Origin of the sequence: Chryseobacterium manosquense (assembly GCF_014623485.1) — a bacterium.
GTDB lineage: Bacteria > Bacteroidota > Bacteroidia > Flavobacteriales > Weeksellaceae > Kaistella > Kaistella haifensis.
The window spans coordinates 23,855-45,428 of the sequence record NZ_CP060203.1 but is presented as its reverse complement, the minus strand read 5'-3'; the positions used below and the strand labels follow the sequence as shown (position 1 = coordinate 45,428).

Below are 21,574 nucleotides of genomic sequence, written 5' to 3'. Positions count from 1 at the left end.
TTTGTTTAATTAAACTAAAATTCTATCATCTATAACTTGGTTATTCCATGAAATATTTTGCACCTTTTTGTTTTTATCAAAATAAAAATCGATTTTTCCTAAAAGCAAACCTGCCCAACCCACTTGGTTTACCAAAACATTTTTGCCTTTTCTATTGGTAAAAGATTGTGGTTCCGGCAAGAAAGTATGCGTATGACCACCCAAAATAAGGTCGATTCCATCGGTTTGAGCAGCGAGATTTTTATCTGAAATTTTCTTTGGATCATCTTTGTAATCGTAGCCGATGTGCGAAAGACAGATCACCAAATCGCATTTTTTATCATTTCTCAAAAATTCGGAATAGTGTTGCGCAATTTCTATGGGATTTTGCCATACCGTTTCGCCGTAACTTTTCTTTCCTACCAAACCTGCGAGTTCTATTCCAACACCGAAAATACCCACTTTGATTCCATTTTTATTGAAAATTTTATATGGAATCGTCTGTCCATCGAGAATGGTATTTTTGAAATCATAATTCGAACAAATGAAAGGGAATTTCGCATTCGGCAACACTTTTTTGAAACCTTCCAAACCGTTATCAAAATCATGATTTCCCATTGTGGATGCATCATAACCCATCATCGACATTAGCTTAAATTCCAGTTCACCACCAAAGAAATTGAAATACGGAGTTCCTTGAAAAATATCGCCGGAATCCAGCAAAAGAAGATTTTTCTCCTCTGATCTTATTTTTTGAATCAAAGCAGCTCTTCTAGCAAAACCGCCTTGATTGGGATTTCTCGTATAACTTGCATCGAAAGGTTCAATTCGGCTGTGTTGATCGTTGGTGTGAAGAATTGTGAGTTTATGTTCAGAATTTACTTCTAAAAATTTCAGATTTTCAGCGAGCAAAAGATTCGGAGCCAAAGTCATTGATAAAGTTCCGACGCCTATTGTTTTCAAAAACTGCTTTCTATTCATCAGTTTTAACTTTTTTATTTTTAAAATTCAATCGTACATCTTTCGGAGCTACAATTTCCGGATTTGCCTTAAATTTTTCAAGAAACAAATCTCTCAACTTAATTCCGGTTGAAATAATTTCTCCTTTTCCGAAAAACGCCATATTATCGCCACCCAAAGCTAAATAATCGGAGGTTGCAATATAATAATCTTTGTTGGCATCTACTTTTTGACCATTAATTAATTCATTAACAATCAGTCCATTATCCGTTTCGATCACCAAATGCGAAACCGGATTATTTTTCTGGGTTTTCAGATAATATTCGAAAAGTCCTTTCAGGTCCGAACCTTTCATTTTCACGATCATTACCTCGTTTTCAAAGGGCATAACTTCATAAATATGTTTGGTGAGAATATCTCCCGCACCAATCGTTGTACGAATTCCTCCGATATTGATTACTGCAGCATCTACACCAGTTGTAATTCCATTTTTTCTCGCCCAATCATCGGCTCCTTCGAAAGTGAAATCTGCCAACAAATTGCCCAAATTGCTATTGTCCCCTTTTTTATTGAGCTCAACCGAAGTATGGGAAATTTTAGTATTCATCTTCCCTTCAACCTCCTTTTTATAAGGTTCTATAAAATTTTTGAAATTTTGGTCTTCCTGTAAATCCTTGGAGATGGAAATGTTTTTTTCTGGTTTTATTTGAGCAACATTCAGCGGCGTTCTACATGAAGAAAGCGACAAAATTGCTAAACCAAGAACTAAAAATTTGGTATTCATTGAGATAAAATCTTGTATTGCAAATATAAAGATATGAATATTAACTAATGATTTTTTTTGAAAATTCTTCCATTTAATTTTGTAATTTTGAAAATATTAATTTTATAAAAATGAGTAATTTTAAAGGAGTTGGTGTTGCTTTGGTTACACCTTTTAATGAAGATTTATCGGTTGATTTTGATTCACTTACTAAATTGGTCAACTTCAATATCGAAAACGGAACCGATTATTTGGTGATTTTGGGAACTACTGCAGAAGCTGCGACGCTTTCTTCAGAAGAAAAAAAACAGGTAATCGATCATATCATAAAGGCCAACAACAAACGCGTTCCTTTGGTTTTAGGCATCGGCGGAAACGATACGATGGAAGTAAAAAAACAAATCGAAGAAACCGATTTATCAGATTTCGATGCGGTGCTTTCTGTTTCGCCATATTACAACAAACCTAATCAGGAAGGGCTTTACCAACATTATAAAGCATTGGCTTCAACAGGAAAAAACATCATTATTTACAACGTTCCTTCCCGAACCGGACAAAATGTTGAAGCATCCACAACTTTGAGATTAGCAGAGGAATTTCCGAATTTAATCATGATCAAAGAGGCCGCGCCAAATATCTTGCAGTATTTTGATATTTTAAGATTAAAACCTGCGAATTTCAATTTGGTTTCCGGTGATGATGAATATACGCTTCCCGTAACTTTAGCAGGCGGAAACGGCGTTATTTCGGTGATCGGACAAGGTTATCCCAAAGAATTTTCTACGATGGTTCAGCTAGCTTTTGACGGAAAAGTGAACGAAGCGTACGAAATCCACAATAAATTGGTTGAAATCACAAGATTGATCTTCGCGGAAGGAAATCCGGCCGGAATTAAAACCGTTTTAGCTGAATTAGGAATCATCAAAAATTATTTAAGACTTCCGTTAGTTGCTGCAAGCAATGGTTTGCAGGAAAAAATAAAAGCTGAAATGGCTAAAATTTAATTCAATTTAAATCAAATTTAAAAGGACTCTTCTTTCGAAAAGTCCTTTTTTTTATCTGCAATTTTCAACCAAATTTTGAAAATAACTTTCACACTTCGCAAGTCGGGTGCCGTACCACGAAAAAGCTTCACCATCTACTAAAAATATTTTCGCAGCAGGAAGTTCTTTCTGAAGTTCATCGATATGTTTTTGCTGAAACGGAAACGGTTCCGAAGAAAGAAAAATATAATCCGCAGCTTTCAAATCTACCACTGAAACTTCCGGATATCTTTTTTGATTTTTAAAAATATTTTGAAAACCTATTTTATCCAAAATATCATGAATAAAAGTATCAAAACCTACCGTCATATAAGGATTTTTCCAAATCAAATAAGCGCATTTTTTCTTTTCTAAATCAGAAAATTTAGCTAAAATTTCATAGATTTTCAAATTAAATTTCTGCGCGATTTCTTGTTTTTCAAGTAAATTTCCCAACGTTTTTAGAAGGTAATAATTATCTTCCAAATTGGAAATATTGGTCACCAAAACTTTGAAATCTTTCTGCAATTCTTCGATCTGCTCTTTTACGTTTTCTTCTTTATTGGCAATGATTAAATCGGGATTTAGACTTTTAATTTTGGCAATATTCAGATTTTTTGTTCCACCGATGATTTCAACTTTTTGGACGGTATTTTTAGGTTGAATACAAAATTTCGTTCGGCCAATAACTTCTTTCTCACTCAATCCAAAATCAAAAAGCGCTTCGGTAATACTAGGAACCAGAGAAATGATTTTCATAGCAAGTTTTTTTAAAGAAGTTTCCCACTCAAAAGGAAACCTGCAACGGAAAAATAGATAACCAATCCGGTAACATCGACCAAAGTTGCCACAAATGGAGCCGAAGAAGTTGCAGGATCAAGCTTAAAACGCTTCAAAACGAAAGGAACCATCGACCCGGAAAGTGTTCCCCACATTACAATCATCATCAAAGAAATCCCGACACTGACTCCGATAAATTCCCAATATTGGCCATAATCGAACCAACCAGCATTTTGCCAAAGCATAATTCTGAAGAATCCGAATACTCCCAAAAGTCCGCCGAGAACCATTCCGGTAACGATTTCTTTTTTGATAACCAACCACCAATCTTTCACGGTAATTTCCTGAAGTGCCATCGCACGAATAATCAATGTAGCCGCTTGCGAACCAGTGTTTCCGCCACTTGAAATAATGAGTGGAACAAATAAAGTGAGCACCACCGCTTTCTGAATTTCATCTTCGAAAAATCCCATCGCGGAAGCTGTTAACATTTGAAATAAAAATAATAAAATCAACCAAAAACCCCGCTTTTTGATCATTTCAAACCAATGAGTTTGTCGGTATGGTTCATCCAGCGCTTCCATCCCTCCGAATTTTTGGATATCTTCGGTATTTTGTTGCTCGATTTGATCCAAAATATCATCAATCGTTACAATGCCGACCAAAACTCCGGCTTCGGTAACAATCGGAAGCGCGGTTCTATCATATTTTTCAAAATATTGCACCGCATCTTCCTTGGAAGTGGTCGTGGTAATCGCCACAAAATGATTATCGGTAATTTCTGAAATCAGGGTATCTTCTTCTGCCAAAAGCAAGGATCCAATGGCGATATCATCAATTAACTTATTTCTTTCATCTACCACATAAAGATGATTCATGGTTTCCATCTTTTTACCAACTTTTTTAATTTGTTGGAAACATCTTTTCACCGTCCATTCTTTGCGAATTTGAATGTAATAAGGCGTCATCAAACGTGCGATAGAATCTGCATTATAACCCAAAAGTTTCAGGGCAATTCTTCTTTCCTGAGGATTAAGGTGGTTGATGGAATACTTAATGAGTTCATCCGGAAAATCTTCGAACAAAGCAGTTCTGTCATCTGGAGTCATCGCATTGAGGATTTCAGAAACCTCTTCACTGCCGATGCTGCGGATTGTTTCTTCTTGAAAATCTGGATCCAGATGCGAAAAAACTTCGGCTTTGTATTGTTTCGGAACTTTCAGAAATGCCAGGACACGCTCTTTAACAGGAAGTTCGCTAAGCGTTTCTGCAATATCTGCCGGGTTAAAAATAAGTTCCTGTGTATTCAAAATTCTTTTTTCTAGAATTGCAAAAATAAATCAAAAACTTACAAAAACCGAATTAAATGATGTTTATAAAGGCGAAAAAAGCTTAATCTTCGGTACTACCAAGAAAAAAACTTTTGGACTTGCGAAGGTTTTTACCCATTTTACTTACCGCGCCGGAAGTACCGATCTTAATAGAATTTTCAGCTGAGCCAAGAATTCTCGCATTCTTCTTGTAGGTATCGTAATTGGTTTCCGTTAGGAAATTTCCCATAGAATCATACAATTTCATACTGATAATCACCTGATTGGAAAAAACATATTTACCAAAACCTACTTTGAAATATTTAACCTTCGGAACGACAGCAAGTTGTGCATTGTTGTTTTTACAATATTCTTTAATCGCATCAATATCTACGGAATCATAAGGAATATTGGCATCAACTCTTAAAGATTTGTAGCTGCGAAACGGACTGCTTTTTTCTGAAGTCGCGGCATAAAATGCCATGTAAGTTGGCTCTTTGATTTCCTCAATTTCGGGGAAAATTTCTGGATTGAAATAAATGATATTCTGCTTCTTGTCTTCTTTTTGCGATACGCCAAATTGAGCCGAAACCATTTGAAAACCAGATAGTATAAAAAGGAGCGAGAAAAGAAGTTGATAGATTTTTTTCATTGGTATTTGTCTCAGCAAAAATACTGCCATTGAATGAATTGACAATGAAAATTTTAAGGTTTTTTTAACATTTATTTTGAATAATTTAATTCATTAGATTAATAATGTTTTTCAGGAAAGAAAATAATGTTGTACTTTTGCACCCGTTACATAATAATCATTAAAATAATATTGGAATGTACTTAACAACTGACAAGAAGAAAGAAATCTTCGCAAAACACGGAAAGTCTGACTCAGACACAGGAAGCGCTGAAGGGCAAATTGCACTATTTACCTACAGAATCAATCACTTATCTCAACACTTAAAAGCTAATCGTCACGATTACAATACCGAAAGATCTTTGGTAAAATTAGTAGGGAAAAGAAAAAGTTTATTAGATTATCTTAAGAAAAAAGAAATTGCACGTTACAGAGCAATTATCGCTGAATTAGGAATCAGAAAATAATCTTCGATTACAATTAAAAAAAGCAACTCAGAAATGGGTTGCTTTTTTTATGAGATTTAATTTAATAAAATTAAACCCTCCTTCCGGTTAAAAGATTAATCACAGCCAATAAAATAATAGAACCAACAGCTCCGGTTAAAATCTGACCGATTACCGCTGTACCAAAAGTGGTCCCTAAAAGGTAATATCCAATTACACCACCGATAATTCCGACGATAATATTCCCGATTAACCCAAGACTTCCGCCTTTAAAAATCTGCGCACCAAGCCATCCTGCGACTGCGCCAATAATGAGTGTCCATAAAATTTCCATAATTCTATATTTTTAATGCTTGCTCGTTTTAATACATTAAATATGCCATTTTAAAATTCAAATAAAAATTTCCGGCATTACAAAGAGGTTAAAAACCACCATAAATCACTATTAAACAAGATCAAAAATCGCCATCAACCGATATTTGAAAAAATAAATTCGCAGAAAAACCGTATATTTGCTCACGAAAATTTAAAACGATTAAATATTTAACCGCACTCAATACGGAGTGCCAAAGACGAAACCAATTTATGAATGCTCCACAAGCAATTATTGAAAAATTTCAATTAAAAGACGGCCGGGAAATTACCTTAGAAACAGGTAAACTGGCAAAACAAGCCGATGGTTCGGTAGTAGTGAAATGTGGCGGAACGATGTTGCTCGCAACTGTAGTAGCCAACAAAGAAGCCAATCCTGGTGTAGATTTCCTTCCATTAACAGTAGATTACCGCGAAAAATTCTACGCCGGCGGTAAAATTCCGGGAAATTTCTTTAGAAGAGAAGCAAGACCTTCCGACGAAGAAATTTTAACCATGAGATTGGTAGACCGAGTTCTACGTCCACTTTTCCCTGAAGATTTCCACGCGGAAGTTCAGGTGATGATTTCCTTGATTTCTTATGACAAGGAAGTGATGCCGGAAACTTTAGCAGGTCTTGCAGCTTCTGCAGCCATTGCTATTACAGATATTCCTTTCAACGGACCAATGTCTGAAGTAAGAGTTGTAAGAATCGATGGTACATTTTCCATCAACCCAAGTCTTGAAAATTTAGCGAACGCAGATTTAGACATTATGGTAGGAGCTACAAAAGACTCTATCGTAATGGTGGAAGGTGAAATGAAAGAAATCACCGAAGCGGAAATGATCGAAGCGATCCAGTACGCTCACGAAGAAATTAAAATTCAAGTAGAAGCTCAAGAAAGATTTGCTGCAAAAGTAGCGTCTTCTCTTACCAAAAGAGAATATTCCCACGAAACTCACGACGAAGAAATTCGCGAAAAAGTTTGGAAAGAAACTTACGACAAAGTATATGCTGTAGCTAAAACACCTTCTACTAAAGAAGAAAGAGGTGAAAACTTCAAAGCGGTTTTAAATGAATTTTTAGCACAATACTCTGAAGAAGAACTAGAAACCGTAAAACCTTTCGCGAAAGTTTACTTCCACGATGTTGAAAAAGAGGCAATGCGCCAAATGATCCTTAACGAAGGAATCAGATTAGATGGTAGAGATCCAAAAACGATTCGCCCAATTTGGTCTGAAATCGATTATTTACCAGGAGCACACGGTTCTGCAATCTTTACCAGAGGGGAAACTCAATCTTTAACAGCGGTAACTTTAGGTTCTGTAAAAGATGCAAATATGGTAGATTCTGTTGCGATTAATTATGATGAAAAATTCTTCTTACACTATAATTTCCCACCATTTTCAACTGGTGAAGCAAGACCTTTAAGAGGAACTTCAAGAAGAGAGGTTGGACACGGAAATCTTGCTCAAAGAGCCTTGGCAAATGTGATTCCTAAAGAAAATCCATATACCATCCGTATTGTTTCCGATATTTTGGAATCCAACGGTTCTTCTTCCATGGCAACAGTTTGTGCCGGAACATTAGCTTTAATGGATGCCGGTGTACAAATTTCAAAACCAGTTTCCGGAATTGCAATGGGATTAATTACCGATCCTAAATCAGGCAAATTCACGGTACTTTCTGATATCTTAGGAGATGAAGATCACTTGGGTGACATGGATTTCAAAGTAACCGGAACTGCCGACGGAATCACCGCTTGCCAAATGGATATCAAAATCCAAGGTTTAACAATGGACATCATGGAAACCGCGCTAAACCAAGCAAGAGAAGGAAGACTTCATATTTTAGGAGAAATCCTAAAAACTATTGATAAACCAAGAGTTGATGTGAAACCACACGCTCCGAAAATGGAAGTATTGGAAATTCCGAAAGAATTTATCGGTGCTGTAATCGGGCCTGGTGGAAAAATCATTCAACAGATGCAGAAAGATTTCGATACCGTAATCGCGATTGAAGAAATCGGTGAAATCGGAAGAATTGAAATCTCCGGCGTAAGCAGAGAGAATATCAATGCGACCATCGCTGCGATCAACGAAATCACTTTCGTTCCTGTAGTAGGCGAAGTTTACAACGGTAAAGTGGTGAAAGTAATGGATTTCGGTGCGTTTGTAGCGATTGCTAAAGGTACTGAAGGTCTTCTTCACATCTCAGAAATCGAATGGGCAAGACTTGACAAGGTTCCTTATAACGAAGGCGACATGGTGGAAGTAAAATTCATGGGTTACGACGACCGTAAGAAGATGAAACTTTCCAGAAAAGTATTGTTGCAAAGACCTCCAAGAACGGAACGTAAAGAAGGTGAAGGTGACAACCGCGACAACCGTGGCCCAAGAAACGACAGAAGAGATGACCGCAGAGACGGTGGCGACAGAAGAGAGGGAGGAAACCACAGACCAGGCAACGACAGACCACAACACAGTGGTCGACAAAACGAAAGACCTGCCGGTGAAGACACCTTCAAGCCATTGAATGAAAGTGAAAACACTGAAGATCAGAAGCCGGAAGGATTCTAATCTTCCAGATTTATAATAATGAAACCACCGATGATTCGGTGGTTTTTTTTATAATATCGATATAATGTATGATTAGAAACTGCTTTCCCTTTTTACGATAATGCCGAGTTTTTCCAGCGTTTGATCATTGGGGAAAAGCACCTTGGCAAAAGCCACGAGCTGCGTATATTTTGGATAAAGCAGATCCAAAGCGGCATCCCGCGTATCGGTTGCTCTCTGCGCCTCGCCGAGTTCTTTTTTCTGAGATTCTTTCAATGCCGACACTTCCTGCAACGCGGCTTGTTGCGCAGCAATTGCGGCATCGTCGATATTCACTGTGGCGGCTTTGGTTTTGAATTCCGGATTCGCTAAAATCTGAGAATAGAAATTATTGACCTGCTGATACCACGCCGCATACGCCTGTTTGCGACCATCATCGATGCCCAGCGTTGTATTGGCCTGGCGGTCGCCTTTGAAAATAATTTTCGCCAGATTACGGTGGCGGGCAAAGGTACCGTCAATTTCCTCTCTCTTTTTATTAAATAGATCAGTCGCAGCATACTGCTCGCCATACTCCCGAATCTGTTGCTGGCTAAGCTGTTCCAGATTGCTAATTTCTGTAAGATAATCATCCAGTTGAGTTTCCGTAATGCCTACAGTACCCAGCTCGGCCAAGATTTCGGGCTGTTTGGCATTGGTGAAAGCGACTTTCATTTTCGCAATCAACTGTTCTGCGGAAACATATTGGTTTCTCGACGATTTGTTACCGCTTTGCGGATTTGTGTTTTCAGGATTTTCCATTATTTTATGTATTTAATTGTAAATATAACAAATAAATAGTGAAATAAACAAATTATCAATTACAGAAATCATTCCGCAATGTTGTTTTACCATTTCCTGCACTTGCGGAACCATTTCTAACGCTTGCGGAATGATTTCTAACAGTTGCGGAACCCTTTCTAACAGTTGCGGAACCATTTCTAGCAGTTGCGGAACCATTTCCTGCAGTTGCGGAATGATTTCATGCAGTTGCGGAACTATTTCCTGCGCTTGCGGAAGGATTTCTGAAGCGTGTGGAAGGATTTGGCAGAGCAAAAAGAAATCTCCGAAGTGGGAACTTCGGAGGTTGGGGTTTTAGATGCTACGCGATCGAATCGCGCGGGAGCGTTTGGGGATAACTTATGAATCTTTGTTTTCAACTCGATAAAAAAACCCGAAGCATTTTGCAATGTTCGGGTTAAAATATTCTTATTTTATAGTGCTCAGTTATAGCAGATTGTATAATAGGGCACTTTTGTTCTGCAAATATATAACATTAGATGCTATAAATCAAACTTTATCTTATTATTTATTATTCTGTTTACTAAAACTTTAGATTTTCCTTTTTCAAATTCTGCTCGCAAATCGCGCTCCAAATCTTCCGCTCTATTTTGGGAAACTTTACTTAACAAATAAAGCAATAACCTAATAGAAGCATTCAGATTTGTAGTATTGCTGGTCTTGAATCTATATTTTAAATTAGGGATTCTTCTGATTCCGATGGGTTGATTAAAATCATATAGTACCGCATTATGTGAGCAAATATTCCGGATATTAATTATAGATAGCAAATAGTTGTTTAGAAGAGATACGTCGCGAAATCCATACACACCTGCTATTTTCTTTTTTAGTTCTTCATTTTTCAGGTTAGAATAAAACTTGAACGTCTGCCCAAAAGTAAAAAATTCAAATACTTTCCATGCGGGCGCAAATGCATCATGGGGATATTTTATGTGGTGCTTTGCTAAAATGTTGTTATTTGTTTTAAGTATGTAATAAATATTATTAAACTCCTTAAGAATTTCATTGTTCACGATCTTTGGATCTGCATACCATATATTATTGGAACTGTAAAGATTGGAAGCGTAATAGACCAATTGTGTACGAAAATGAACTTCTAACCTGTATATATACCGGAGCAAGAGCATTTTTATATCGAAATCAAAATAATAGAGATCTATAATGTCATCCAAACATATTCCTTCTTCAAAATTGTGCGTTAGTGGATCCTGAAAGTAATAAAAGTAAAACCCCAACCTGTAATAACCAACATCCAGCAAGATTTCCATTGCTTTTTCGTCATTTCGTATTTCCAGGCCCCTATCTTTTAACAATTTTAGTTGGGCTTGAACAGTAGTCGCAACATTTCCCATATTTCCTGAATGTGTTTGTTTAATATGTTTAGGTTAAAAGTTTTTCCGATATAATCAAACTTTACTTATTCCCTTTCGCCCTATTGTGCGTTTTGCACAACATCTCGCAGTTTTTTGAATCAGTTGCACCCCCTTTGCTCCATGCTGAAACATGGTCTGCATCCATTTCAGTGAATTTGTAAATTCGGGTTTTGTTGGAATCGTGACCAAGAGTGCATAAAGGACAGTTGGAAATTTTGTTATCAATTGCCTTTTTGGTTTGCAGGGCGTACACCGATTTCTTCGTGGCTTCATCGAAAACGCGGACTTCTAATAATTTTGTGTCTACACAACCGCCCAAAATATATTCAAAGATTCCTTTTCGAGTTTTGATGTAAGGGTCTGCGTAGAGTTCGCGAACTTGCGCTGATATTGCTTTCGGGTCATATGGTTTTTTGCGGTAAGTTTCGTATAATCTGCCCCACTCTAGTCCGCGCATTTCTGTTTCTACGTCATCAAATACGGTGGAAACCCAATCGATCACACTCGTAAAATAATTTTTGAGTTCCGTGATGTTGGTTTGGAACCGGTGGCTGCTCATGTAATCGTCAATCTTTCATTTTCGCAATCAACTGTTCTGCGGAAACATATTGGTTTCTGGGAGAATTACCGCTTTGCGGATTTGTGTTTTCAGGATTTTCCATTATTTTATGTATTTAATTGTAAATATAACAAATAAATGGTAAAATAAACAAATTATCAATTACAGAAATCATTCCGCAATGTTGTTTTACCATTTCCTGCACTTGCGGAACCATTTCTAACAGTTGCGGAACCATTTCCTGCAGTTGCGGAACCATTTCCTGGAGTTGCGGAATGATTTCCTGCAGTTGCGGAGGGATTTCTGGGGGTTGCGGAAGGATTTCTGAGGGGTTGTGGAAGGATTTAGCGGCGCAAAAAGAAACTTCCGAAGTGGTGGACTTCGGAGGTTGGGTTTAGTGGGGGCTACGCTATGGAATCGCGCGGGAGCGGGGGATTCTATAAATCTCAGCCATTACGTTTGGTTACACTAATCCAAGATTTATCAAAACCTAATGCCGTTAAGACATCTTCTTTATTTAGCGTTTCAGGCTCTTTAATTTTTACTAGTAAACTATCTTCTGGAATTTCCTCAATTATGGTAAACTGGGATCCATGAGGTTGCCATGTAAACCGGTGTTCTGTTGTAGATTTCTCAATCCCAACAAGATTATCATTTTTGTTCCATTCCCAAGCAAAAAGCTCCGGATCATATCGAATAGTGTCAAATTCAAATACCACAACTTCAGTCAGGTCGTTAGATTTTACTAAAACTACTGTTCGTAAGTTTTGAAATTTTTCTCTAACAGCAGAAACTCTTTCATTCCATATTTCTAAAACGGATTGTCCAACTACATTTGGATCATGCTGTGTATCAATCGTTTCACCGAAAGAATACACTGGGGAGTTTCGGCCTGAAATTAATCTTACCTTTTTCTGCGTTGCAGGTTTAGTTGCTTTAACAGTTTTTGCTCCCCAAGCAGTATTACCTAGAATAATATCATCAAGGCCAACATTTGAGGGTTTCCATTCAGCACCGATACAAGTTGCAAAAATTGCTTCGAACTCGGAGCCTTCGAGTATCGCTTTACCTTTGGATGCTAGTAGATAAACTAGCTCTTTACCAAGGATAAATGGAAAGTTCTTTGGAAACTCATTTAAAGGAAATGGTGGTAACGATTTCTCTACCGTTCTTAGCTTGGGTTTATTTTTTGCCATATTCTACTTGATATTCTCTCAAAACGGTCGTCATATCCAAAGTTGTTGCTACATAAGGCAATAACTTTAAAATCGTGGCTTTTACCAGGTTTACAGGAACTGCGTTTCCTGCTTGTTTTCTCGCCTGAGTATCGTTATTAATAATATGGTATGTGTCCGGAAAACCTTGTAATCTAAACATCTCTCTTGGAGTTAACCTTCTTTCGCCATTTACAAGTAAATAATTATAGGAAGCTCCCGCTCGTAATGCACAAGAATATGGATAGCTGCAAATATTTCCAGATTTGTTTTCGTGCCAAATGGATAGTTTATATGCGGATTTATGGCTGTTCTTTCTTTTTTCTCTTATATATTCAGAAGCATGATACTTTTGGTCAACCTTTTTCTCTAATATTTCAGATAGAGGTCTAAATGGACGCACAGGTGAAGGAAAAGAAAACAGAATTGGTTCCCTATGTCCTACTATTAAAACTCTTTCTCTTTTTTGTGGGAGACCGTAATCAAGGGCATTTAATACTGCATATTGAACGTGATAACCAAGATCACTTAAGGTTTTAAGGATAACCTTTAACGTTTGGCCTCCATTATGTCCTACCAATTGTTTCACATTTTCAAGAATAAATGCCTTGGGCATTTTTTCTTTCAAAATGTTAGCAATATGAAAAAACAATGTTCCTCGAGTATCATCAAAACCTTTCATCTGTCCGATGATACTAAAAGGTTGGCAAGGAAAACCCGCAAATAGGATATCATGATCAGGAATTGATTTTACGTCAACTTGTGTAATATCCCCTGCAGGCCTATGTCCAAAATTATTTTCGTAACTATCTTGGCAATATTTATCTATGTCAGAAGAGAAGACACACTTGGGAACAATGTTGTTTTCAGTACAAGCCTCATCCATTGCAACTCTGAAACCGCCAATCCCACAAAACAAGTCAATAAATTTTATTGTTTCCATTTTGAAAATTATATTATGCAAACTTAATGTATTTAAGATTATTAAGAAAGTATGTATTTAAATTACCTGCAAAATCAATCTAAAACATTCCAACTTTACTACAATTCGTTAGCAGTCAAATCACAGAGCAAAATTTCATTAGAAACAAAGCTATTTTCTCAAATAAACTTTATTTTTGAAAAAAAATTTAAAAATGCTACTAAACCAACTCAAAACCTCCCCTACCACCATCAACTTTAAAGAAGTGATTGCCTATATTGATGAACATTATGATTTCGTGCCGACGAAATTCAGGAACGGAACTGCGGTGAATGAAGCGGGGGAAAATAACGGCTCGTGTAAGGTTTTCAGTTTTGCAAAGCTGAAGGGGCTTAACGAAGAGGAAACGCTGGCGCTGTTCGGGGATTTCTACAGAACTGATGTGCTGGAAAATCCTGAAGGCAGCGACCACCAAAACATCCGCAACTTTATGCAATATGGATGGGACGGAATTGCTTTCGAGGGAGAGGCACTGGCTGAAAAGGACTAACCTGCAAAATGTTTGGCGTAATTCTTGAAAGTGCTAAGTCATAAAAAAATATTATTATGAATCCAGCACTTTTAAGAAAAATCCTGATGTGGGTTGCGCCAATTGCAATCGGTTATTTTATGAAAAAATACGAAGAACGTCAAGCCAAAAAACAACAGGAAAAAACAATGGCAAACGCCAAGTAAATAAAAATACCGCATCATTTACGGAGGCCACTGAAAAACCGTATCAATTTTAGGATTTATGGTTTTCGGTCATTAACTAAGAGCTTATTACAGGAGTTTAAATTCTGTAATGAGCTCTTTTCCTTTTTTTGAAGTTTTGATTTTATCGGGGGTATGAGGCTGCTTTTGGCTTAAGCATTGCCCGTTTTTAGATGTATTGGTTTTTTGCCCTTCCCTTTCAGATTAATTTCAGAATTCTCTTCAAATTGACTGCGAAAATAGCCATCGCTCCCTGCATCTGCATATTTTCTAGGCCATAGGATGTTGCTTTGCCGTATCCGTGGGCGTTTTTAAGTTCGCTGTTTTTCGCCTCAATCTTATACCGTTGCTTCGATTTCTCCCTGTAATAATCGCTTTCCTGAAAATCCATTTGATCCTGATGCAGTTCTGATTTTATGGAGACAGAATAGGTCTTAGATTTTGCTCCATCTTTGTAACAGCCTTCTCTCATGGGGCATAATCTGCATTTTTCTATATCAAAATAATATACATCCACTTGGTTTTTGCCAACATTCTTTTTGTTTTGGCGGGCTTTTCTTGTCGCCAGATGTCCTGCGGGACAAACAAATCTGTCAGCATCTTTGTTATAGTCAAACCGGTCTTGATCTTTTCTAAATCTCTGTGTAATAGAAGGATTCAGTTTTGCTACGATTTTAATGCTCTGATCACGGGCAATTTTCAGATTTTCTTTCCCGGAATAAGCGGCATCACCAATGATCGCCTCCACGTCCATTCCGTTTTCCTGGCTGATTTTTAAGAGTTTGGGCAGTTCTGGGCCGTCTCCTTTTTCGCCCGAAGTAACCACCGCCGCCGTAATAATGCGTTCCTCACTCATTGCCAGGTGTGTCTTGTAACCAAAAAATGGACTGTCAGCCGACTTGTGTCCTGTTTTGGCATCCGTATCTTTTGAAAAAACCAACTGTTCGCCAGTGTCATTGGCTGTTTCCTTTAACAGGTTCAGTTTCTCCTTTACTGCCGGAATCGAACTTAGGGAGGGCTCGTTTTCAATAGATTTTTCAAGCTCTTTGCAGTAGGCTAATTCTTTGTTCAAATCATTTTCAACATTCTTGGATGGCATTTTAGACTTGAACTCTTCGTCAAACTGATAAACTGTTTTGCGAAGTAACTTGGAACGTTCCCTAAGCACTTCCAGCGCCGAAAAAGGGTTTGATCGGGACAAGGTATGCGTGGCATCCACAATGATGGATTTGCTTTTTATGATGCCTTTGTCAATAGCTATTGCGACGGTTTTTCCTATCAGCAAATTCAATAAATCGGTGTCCTTCAAACGCAGTTTTCTAAATTTAGTGAGGGAACTGGGATTGATCACGTCCTCTTCCGGAGCCATTTCCAAAAAATATTTGAACGACATATCGAACCGCGAACGCTCCACAACGTCCACATCAGAAAGGGTATAAATACTTTTAAGCAAAAGATATTTAAACATGCGGATTGGACTTTCGGCATTACGACCATTATTTAAACAATATTTGTTCAAAAGTTCATCATAAATGAAGGAGAAGTCAATCACCTCGTTAATTTTACGAAGAATATTCTCCTTTGGAATGATCAGGTTATATAAATCAGAATAGGCACTAAACTGAACTCTTTGCTGTTGTACTAACATCTATAAATGACTGGTTTACAAATTAAATATACAAAAAAAGGAGCGAAAACATTACTGTTTTAACTCCTTTTTTCTGATTGCCCAGAAGACTTTTTCAGTGGCCTCCATTTACGACGCGGTATTTTTTATTTTTAAAGTTCAAAGGCTTTTGCTTCTCTATATTCTTTCAATAGATTTTCAAATACCTTTTCTACCGGCAATATCTCATCAATTAATGCGGAAACCTGGCCGATTTCCAGTTCACCATCTTCTAAATCACCTTCGAACATGCCGCGTTTTGCGCGCGCTCTGCCGAGCATTTTCTTTAAAGCTTCTGCATCTCTTCCTTTCTCATAAAGTTCTTCTAATTCGTAGAAAAATTTATTTTTAATCAATCGAACGGGTGCTAATTCTTTCAAGGTAAGTTGTGTATCTCCTTCCCCTAAAGAAATAATTTTATTTTTAAAATCAGCATGAGAGCTCGCTTCTTCAGTCGCTGCAAAGCGAGAACCGATCTGTACGCCATCTGCACCGAGAATCATCGCAGCTTTCATCTGAGAACCCAAAGCAATTCCGCCGGCGGCAATCAGCGGTTTTGTGATGTGTTTTCTCACATTCGGGATGAGGCAGAAAGTAGTTGTTTCATCTCTTCCGTTGTGACCTCCGGCTTCGAAACCTTCGGCTACAATTGCATCAACACCAGCTTCTTCACATTTCATTGCAAATTTTGTTGACGAAACCACGTGCGCCACTTTTATGCCTTCTTTTTGTAAAGTTTCTGTATAAACTTTAGGATTTCCGGCAGAAGTGAACACGATTTTCACGTCTTCTTCCAAGATAATATTGATGATTTCTTCTAAATTTGGATAGAGCAATGCCACATTTACCCCAAAAGGTTTGTCGGTTGCAGCTTTGCATTTCCTGATGTTTTCGCGTAAAATATCGGGATACATACTTGCGGAACCAATGAGTCCCAAACCGCCGTTATTGGAAACCGCAGATGCCAAACGCCAACCGGAATGCCATATCATTCCACCTTGGATAATGGGATATTTAATTTGAAATAATTCTGTGATTTTGTTTTGGTTTTCCTTGTAGATTTTCTCGGCGATTCCGAAATGGATAAAATTGCTCATGATGTAAATTTAAAAAAAATCTGAGAAGCTTGGAACCTTTATATTTCAAAAAAAAATCTCCGCAATTGCAGAGATTATAAATTTATTTGGCTTCAGCTTTGCGCCAATCGGTTTTGAAAGTACAATCTTTATATCGATCGTTGATGGAGATAAATACATCTGGTAATTTCTCTTTCACCCATTTTTCAACCATTTCGTTTTTCTTTTTATTAAGCGCCATTTGCTTAATTCTGTCGTAATCGGTCACAAGGTCCAGTTGGTGAGCTGCGATGATATCGTCAACTTTCACGATACTTACTACTTTTTTATCTTGTTGCAAAGTATCTTGGAAAACATCAGTAATATCCCCTTTATTTAAACCAGCAATCTGATAAGAGATGGATGGAGGGAGATTCAGTTTTTCAATTCTGTCGGATCCATCTTCTGCAGTTATAATACCAGCATTGAACTTCGTTTTCTTGTCATCAGAAAATCGATAAGCTGCTTCCTTAAAGGTAAGTCTGCCATTTAAAATTAAAGTTCTTATACTATCGAGTTCTTTTTTTGCCGCTTCAATTTCTGCATCATTAGGTTCAGCTTTCAATAAAATGTGTCTTGCATCGTAGTTCTTACCGCTTTTTTTCACTAATTGAATTAAGTGATAACCGAATTCAGATTCTACTGGATCAGAAATTTCACCTTCCTGAAGATTAAGCGCCGCAGCTTCGAAAGGTTTCACCATTTTTCCTTTAGAAATATTCTTGTACAGACCACCGTTCGCTGCGGAACCCGGATCTTCGGAGTAAATTCTCGCCAGATTTTCGAAAGATTCGCCGGCTTGAATGTCTTGTTTTATTTTGTTGAGTTTAGCGATGATTTCGTCTTTATGAGCATCTGTAAGCTTCGGATACATCGTAATTTGTGACAAACTCACCTCGTCTTTCACTTCGGGCAGCTGAAATTTGTACGTATTGAAAAAATCAGTTACTTCGTTCGGAGTTACGTCGGCTTTTTCGGTAATTCTACCATATTTCATTTGTCCGTAATAGTTGTCGGTATCAATTTTTTCGATGGCGTTTTTCATCTCATAGCCTGTACGGAATTTATAAGTTGCCAACATGGTTTTTTCATCCGGAAACTGACCTAGGATCTGCTCGTATTTTTGGTTAGCAGCTTCTTTGATGGCTTCGGATCTGTTTTCGATCAAAGTATCTCTTTTGGCTTCATAAATCATCAATTTGTTGCTGATGATGCTTTCTACAAATTCGCAACGATCGGAAACTTGCGCCCCTTGTTGCTTAGCATAATTGGCTTGATCCTCGATATCCGATTCCAAAATAATTTCGTTTCCTACTACCACCGCAATTCCATCCACCAAAGCTCCGGATTGTAATTGTGCATTTAATTTCACCCCAAAAAAGGCAAAAATCATGGTAAAAAGAAGCGCAAATTTTATTTTCTTGTTCATATTCATTTTTTAACGATTTGCAAAATTATCATTCTAAACGAGATAAACTGCATTTTTTATTATAATTATTTCTTAAAATTCTTTTCCAAATCTTTCATAAACTCGGGCTGAATCACAATATTGGTGTTGGCTTTTTGCTGAGCGATAATCTCGGAAAGCTTCGCTTCAGTTACTGCATCTTTTAGCAATTCTTTAGCTTCTTCCTGCGTCATTTGGGTAGGGGGAAGAATTTGGTCGATTGCGATAACCAGAGATCTTTCCTCCATTTTAGTTTGATGAACACCGGTTTTGAAAGGAACTTTGTATTTGGTAAAAACATCTGCATCTTCCGACATTTCCCCTTTTTCAAAATGTACGAGGATTTGCTTTTTATCGTTGAGTTTACCATAATATTTAGCTTTCAAGTTTTCCCAGTTTTTAGGATTCTTGATTTCCTTTTGAATTTCGCTATTGAGTTTTTCATCAGCAATGATGGCCACTCTACCTTCTGCTCTGTTACCCCAAAAGTATTTTGCTTTGTTTTTATTGTAATATTCGGTCAACCACTCCGGATGTTTTGTAATTTCTTCGTTAATGTATTTCGAAAAAATATAATCTGAAAACAAACCTTTTCTGAAATCGGTAAGTTCTTTTTTAATCTCTTTTTGATTGGTGAAATCTTCGCTGTAAAACCTCATCACATCTTGATCATTAACACCTTTCAAAGCTTCTGCCCACAATTCCGGAGTTAATTTTTCTGCTTCACTTTTTTTATCAGCAATTAATTTTTTAAGATCACCTATGGTGGTTTTATACTTTTTGTACTGATAAAGAACCGTATTATCTTTCGCCGCGTTGAACGCTTGGTAAGATTTCTTCACGTTCTGAAATTCCGGAAATTCCTTGTAGGATGGATCGGATTTCACGAAAGCAAGCATTTTTTCCTGAAGATTTTCGCCATACAATGCGCTGTTCATGTCTTTTAAGAAAAATTCTCTGTTTTTATCCGTCAAAATATAAGGTTCAACATTATAAAGATTAAAAACAAAATAATTTTCCCCGAAAAGAATTGGTTCCGGCAAATAATACCCGGATTTTTTTCCTTTGAAAGCTTCATACACATCATCTGGAAGCGTTGGTGAACCCATGACTACTCCACCGTTTTCTTTTTCATGCTCGTTGGCTCCGTACAATTTAGCAACTTCTTGAAAGCTTTTTCCCGATTTCAAATCGGTGTAAATTTTGGTTTTCATCGCTTCGGACTCGGCATTTTTCGGATAAGAAATAGTTCCGAAAATCATATATCCCAAACTTGGTCTTGAGTTTTGGACTTTAGCAAAAGCTACATAATTTGGAGTATTTTGCAATTTGGTAAGTGAATTATTTGGCAAAACCTTTATTTCAGAATACAAACCGTTATCAACGCTTCCCGGCTTAATGTAAATCCCCTTCGGCCCGTTTTTCGTGTACTTGGAAATCGCATCTTCCATCGTCATTTTCCCGGATTTCACGTCATCGTAAATCTGTTGATAATTATTTTTATCGCCTTCCGCTTTTTGCACCATGAAAATTTGCACCAATTTCTCGGTCTGGCTGTCTTTCAAATATTGGTTCAAAACCGGATCTACCACATTTTTAGGATAGAAAAATTTCGATCGCAGTTCACCTTCTTTATCCATCATTTTTTCGCGGAAAGATGCTGTTGTATCCACCATTTTTTGGGCAGCAAACTGTTGCAGAAGAATAAAATCTTCTGTTGCTTTAATGGTTTTGGTGATGCCTGCATTTTGCAAACCATATTGGTACTCCTTTTTGAAATCGGTTAGCGAAATGCTATCTTTTCCGATAATCATATACTGCGCAGAAAGGGTGTTTCCCAAACCTGCCAACATCATGAAAGCAACTATTTTTTTCATACTACGGTCTTCTTGTGGTGAAGATTTTATTTTAATTAAAAGTTCGTGTGTTGTCCGAAATAATTTATACCTCTACTTCAAAAGTCGTTAATTCCTTGAACTCCTGAATTCTGTTCATCATCTCAACTTCTGTAACTTCCTGTAATTTTTCGGTTCCGAATTTTTCAACAGTGAAAGATGCCATTGCCGAACCTACCATTATAGCAGATTTCATGGTTTCGAAACTGAAATCTTCTTTTTTGGCAAGATAAGAAGCAAAACCACCAGCAAACGTATCTCCGGCTCCGGTTGGATCGAAAACTTCTTCCAAAGGAAGCGCCGGAATGGCGAAGATCTTACCGTCGTGGAAGAGCAATGCACCGTGCTCACCTTTTTTAATGATGACAAATTTCGGCCCCATGGTATGGATTTTTTTCGCGGCTTTTACCAAAGAATATTCTCCGGAAAGTTGGCGCGCTTCTTCATCATTAATAGTAATAACATCGGTCTTTGCAATCATTTCCATCAAAACATCCCAAGCGGAATCCATCCAGAAATTCATGGTGTCGAGAATCACTAATTTTGGACGTGTGTTCATTTTTTCCAGCACAGAAAGCTGTACTCCAGGATGAAGGTTTCCTAAAAGTAAGATCTCGGAATCCTGCATAGATTCTGGAATTTTCGGATCAAAGTTTTCTAAAACATTCACTTCAGTGGCCAAAGTATCTCTAGAATTCAGATCATTGTGGTATTTTCCGCTCCAGAAGAAAGTTTTTCCGTCTTTTACGACTTCAATACCTTCGATATTTACGCCTCTTCCGCTCAACATATCTAAATCGGATTGATGAAAATCGCCTCCTACAACCGATACAATTCCTGATTTCACATTCAAAATTGAAGCTGCAATACCAATGTAAGTTGCGGCTCCACCTAAAATTTTATCTGTTTTTCCGAATGGCGTTTCAATGGCATCAAAAGCGACTGATCCTACGACTAAAAGTTTCATTTATAAAGTTTTATTTTAATTA

Annotated in this window: 23 protein-coding genes; 5 read left to right on the top strand and 18 right to left on the bottom strand. The window is 37.4% G+C overall.

What is annotated here, in order from left to right; translation table 11 throughout:
* Positions 1-9: 9 nt before the first annotated feature.
* A complete protein-coding gene (locus H0S70_RS00220; RefSeq protein ID WP_188321267.1) occupies positions 10-960 on the bottom strand; it encodes a bifunctional metallophosphatase/5'-nucleotidase in 951 nt (316 codons plus the stop codon).
* Positions 953-1,723, bottom strand: coding sequence for a 5'-nucleotidase C-terminal domain-containing protein (locus tag H0S70_RS00215; RefSeq protein ID WP_188321266.1), 771 nt, complete (start codon positions 1,721-1,723; stop codon positions 953-955). Before H0S70_RS00215 ends, H0S70_RS00220 begins: the two co-directional genes overlap by 8 nt.
* 110 nt (positions 1,724-1,833) lie before the next feature.
* On the opposite strand from H0S70_RS00215, the gene dapA reads away from it, so the two are divergent.
* On the top strand, positions 1,834-2,706 hold the full coding sequence (gene dapA / locus H0S70_RS00210) for a 4-hydroxy-tetrahydrodipicolinate synthase (RefSeq protein WP_188321265.1): 873 nt from the start codon (positions 1,834-1,836) through the stop codon (positions 2,704-2,706).
* A 51-nt stretch (positions 2,707-2,757) separates the two neighbouring features.
* Here dapA and H0S70_RS00205 read toward each other — a convergent pair whose 3' ends face one another.
* The 3 genes from H0S70_RS00205 to H0S70_RS00195 all read right to left on the bottom strand — a co-directional run bounded on the left by H0S70_RS00205 (position 2,758) and on the right by H0S70_RS00195 (position 5,466).
* Positions 2,758-3,483: an ABC transporter substrate-binding protein gene (locus tag H0S70_RS00205; protein WP_188321264.1), complete on the bottom strand. Its 726-nt coding sequence runs from the start codon at positions 3,481-3,483 to the stop codon at positions 2,758-2,760.
* Positions 3,484-3,494: 11 nt separating this feature from the next.
* A complete protein-coding gene (gene mgtE / locus H0S70_RS00200) occupies positions 3,495-4,817 on the bottom strand; it encodes a magnesium transporter (protein WP_394367328.1) in 1,323 nt (440 codons plus the stop codon).
* Between the two features lie 79 nt (positions 4,818-4,896).
* Positions 4,897-5,466 carry a pyruvate decarboxylase gene (locus H0S70_RS00195; protein ID WP_228406609.1) on the bottom strand — a complete coding sequence of 190 codons (570 nt, stop codon included), beginning with the start codon at positions 5,464-5,466 and terminating at the stop codon, positions 4,897-4,899.
* 176 nt (positions 5,467-5,642) lie between these two features.
* Between H0S70_RS00195 and rpsO the strand changes: the two genes are divergently transcribed.
* Positions 5,643-5,912 carry a 30S ribosomal protein S15 gene (gene rpsO, locus H0S70_RS00190; protein WP_123904408.1) on the top strand — a complete coding sequence of 90 codons (270 nt, stop codon included), beginning with the start codon at positions 5,643-5,645 and terminating at the stop codon, positions 5,910-5,912.
* Positions 5,913-5,982: 70 nt separating this feature from the next.
* Here the strand turns inward: rpsO and H0S70_RS00185 are convergent, their stop codons facing one another.
* The gene (locus H0S70_RS00185) at positions 5,983-6,225 is read right to left on the bottom strand and encodes a GlsB/YeaQ/YmgE family stress response membrane protein (RefSeq protein WP_031501857.1); all 243 of its coding nucleotides are present in this window, start codon (positions 6,223-6,225) and stop codon (positions 5,983-5,985) included.
* Positions 6,226-6,476: 251 nt separating this feature from the next.
* On the opposite strand from H0S70_RS00185, the gene H0S70_RS00180 reads away from it, so the two are divergent.
* The gene (locus tag H0S70_RS00180; protein ID WP_188321262.1) at positions 6,477-8,822 is read left to right on the top strand and encodes a polyribonucleotide nucleotidyltransferase; all 2,346 of its coding nucleotides are present in this window, start codon (positions 6,477-6,479) and stop codon (positions 8,820-8,822) included.
* Positions 8,823-8,894: 72 nt separating this feature from the next.
* Here the strand turns inward: H0S70_RS00180 and H0S70_RS00175 are convergent, their stop codons facing one another.
* From H0S70_RS00175 to H0S70_RS00145, 7 genes are all read right to left on the bottom strand, one after another.
* Positions 8,895-9,602, bottom strand: a complete 708-nt coding sequence (locus H0S70_RS00175) for a hypothetical protein (RefSeq protein WP_188321261.1) — start codon at positions 9,600-9,602, stop codon at positions 8,895-8,897.
* 12 nt (positions 9,603-9,614) lie between these two features.
* A complete protein-coding gene (locus H0S70_RS00170; RefSeq protein ID WP_188321260.1) occupies positions 9,615-9,896 on the bottom strand; it encodes a hypothetical protein in 282 nt (93 codons plus the stop codon).
* Between the two features lie 227 nt (positions 9,897-10,123).
* Positions 10,124-10,993: an Abi family protein gene (locus tag H0S70_RS00165; protein WP_123248532.1), complete on the bottom strand. Its 870-nt coding sequence runs from the start codon at positions 10,991-10,993 to the stop codon at positions 10,124-10,126.
* Between the two features lie 61 nt (positions 10,994-11,054).
* Complete coding sequence (locus H0S70_RS00160; RefSeq protein WP_188321259.1) at positions 11,055-11,573, bottom strand: HNH endonuclease; 519 nt, start codon at positions 11,571-11,573, stop codon at positions 11,055-11,057.
* A 115-nt stretch (positions 11,574-11,688) separates the two neighbouring features.
* Positions 11,689-11,832 (bottom strand): hypothetical protein, encoded by a 144-nt coding sequence (locus H0S70_RS00155; protein WP_188321258.1) that lies wholly within the window; start codon positions 11,830-11,832, stop codon positions 11,689-11,691.
* 187 nt (positions 11,833-12,019) lie between these two features.
* Positions 12,020-12,769, bottom strand: a complete 750-nt coding sequence (locus H0S70_RS00150) for a hypothetical protein (protein ID WP_188321257.1) — start codon at positions 12,767-12,769, stop codon at positions 12,020-12,022.
* On the bottom strand, positions 12,756-13,730 hold the full coding sequence (locus H0S70_RS00145) for a DNA cytosine methyltransferase (protein WP_088264236.1): 975 nt from the start codon (positions 13,728-13,730) through the stop codon (positions 12,756-12,758). Before H0S70_RS00145 ends, H0S70_RS00150 begins: the two co-directional genes overlap by 14 nt.
* A gap of 193 nt (positions 13,731-13,923) precedes the next feature.
* On the opposite strand from H0S70_RS00145, the gene H0S70_RS00140 reads away from it, so the two are divergent.
* Positions 13,924-14,259 (top strand): HopJ type III effector protein, encoded by a 336-nt coding sequence (locus H0S70_RS00140; protein ID WP_188321256.1) that lies wholly within the window; start codon positions 13,924-13,926, stop codon positions 14,257-14,259.
* 56 nt (positions 14,260-14,315) lie between these two features.
* The gene (locus tag H0S70_RS14395; protein WP_262891123.1) at positions 14,316-14,444 is read left to right on the top strand and encodes a hypothetical protein; all 129 of its coding nucleotides are present in this window, start codon (positions 14,316-14,318) and stop codon (positions 14,442-14,444) included.
* Between the two features lie 217 nt (positions 14,445-14,661).
* Here H0S70_RS14395 and H0S70_RS00135 read toward each other — a convergent pair whose 3' ends face one another.
* The 5 genes from H0S70_RS00135 to H0S70_RS00115 all read right to left on the bottom strand — a co-directional run bounded on the left by H0S70_RS00135 (position 14,662) and on the right by H0S70_RS00115 (position 21,552).
* Positions 14,662-16,110 carry an IS1182 family transposase gene (locus H0S70_RS00135; protein WP_188321255.1) on the bottom strand — a complete coding sequence of 483 codons (1,449 nt, stop codon included), beginning with the start codon at positions 16,108-16,110 and terminating at the stop codon, positions 14,662-14,664.
* A 131-nt stretch (positions 16,111-16,241) separates the two neighbouring features.
* Positions 16,242-17,225, bottom strand: coding sequence for an NAD(P)H-dependent flavin oxidoreductase (locus H0S70_RS00130; RefSeq protein WP_188321254.1), 984 nt, complete (start codon positions 17,223-17,225; stop codon positions 16,242-16,244).
* Between the two features lie 82 nt (positions 17,226-17,307).
* A complete protein-coding gene (locus H0S70_RS00125; protein ID WP_031502392.1) occupies positions 17,308-18,672 on the bottom strand; it encodes a peptidylprolyl isomerase in 1,365 nt (454 codons plus the stop codon).
* Between the two features lie 65 nt (positions 18,673-18,737).
* Positions 18,738-20,567: a peptidylprolyl isomerase gene (locus H0S70_RS00120; protein WP_188321253.1), complete on the bottom strand. Its 1,830-nt coding sequence runs from the start codon at positions 20,565-20,567 to the stop codon at positions 18,738-18,740.
* 64 nt (positions 20,568-20,631) lie between these two features.
* Positions 20,632-21,552: a PfkB family carbohydrate kinase gene (locus tag H0S70_RS00115; RefSeq protein ID WP_123904397.1), complete on the bottom strand. Its 921-nt coding sequence runs from the start codon at positions 21,550-21,552 to the stop codon at positions 20,632-20,634.
* Positions 21,553-21,574 lie beyond the last annotated feature (22 nt).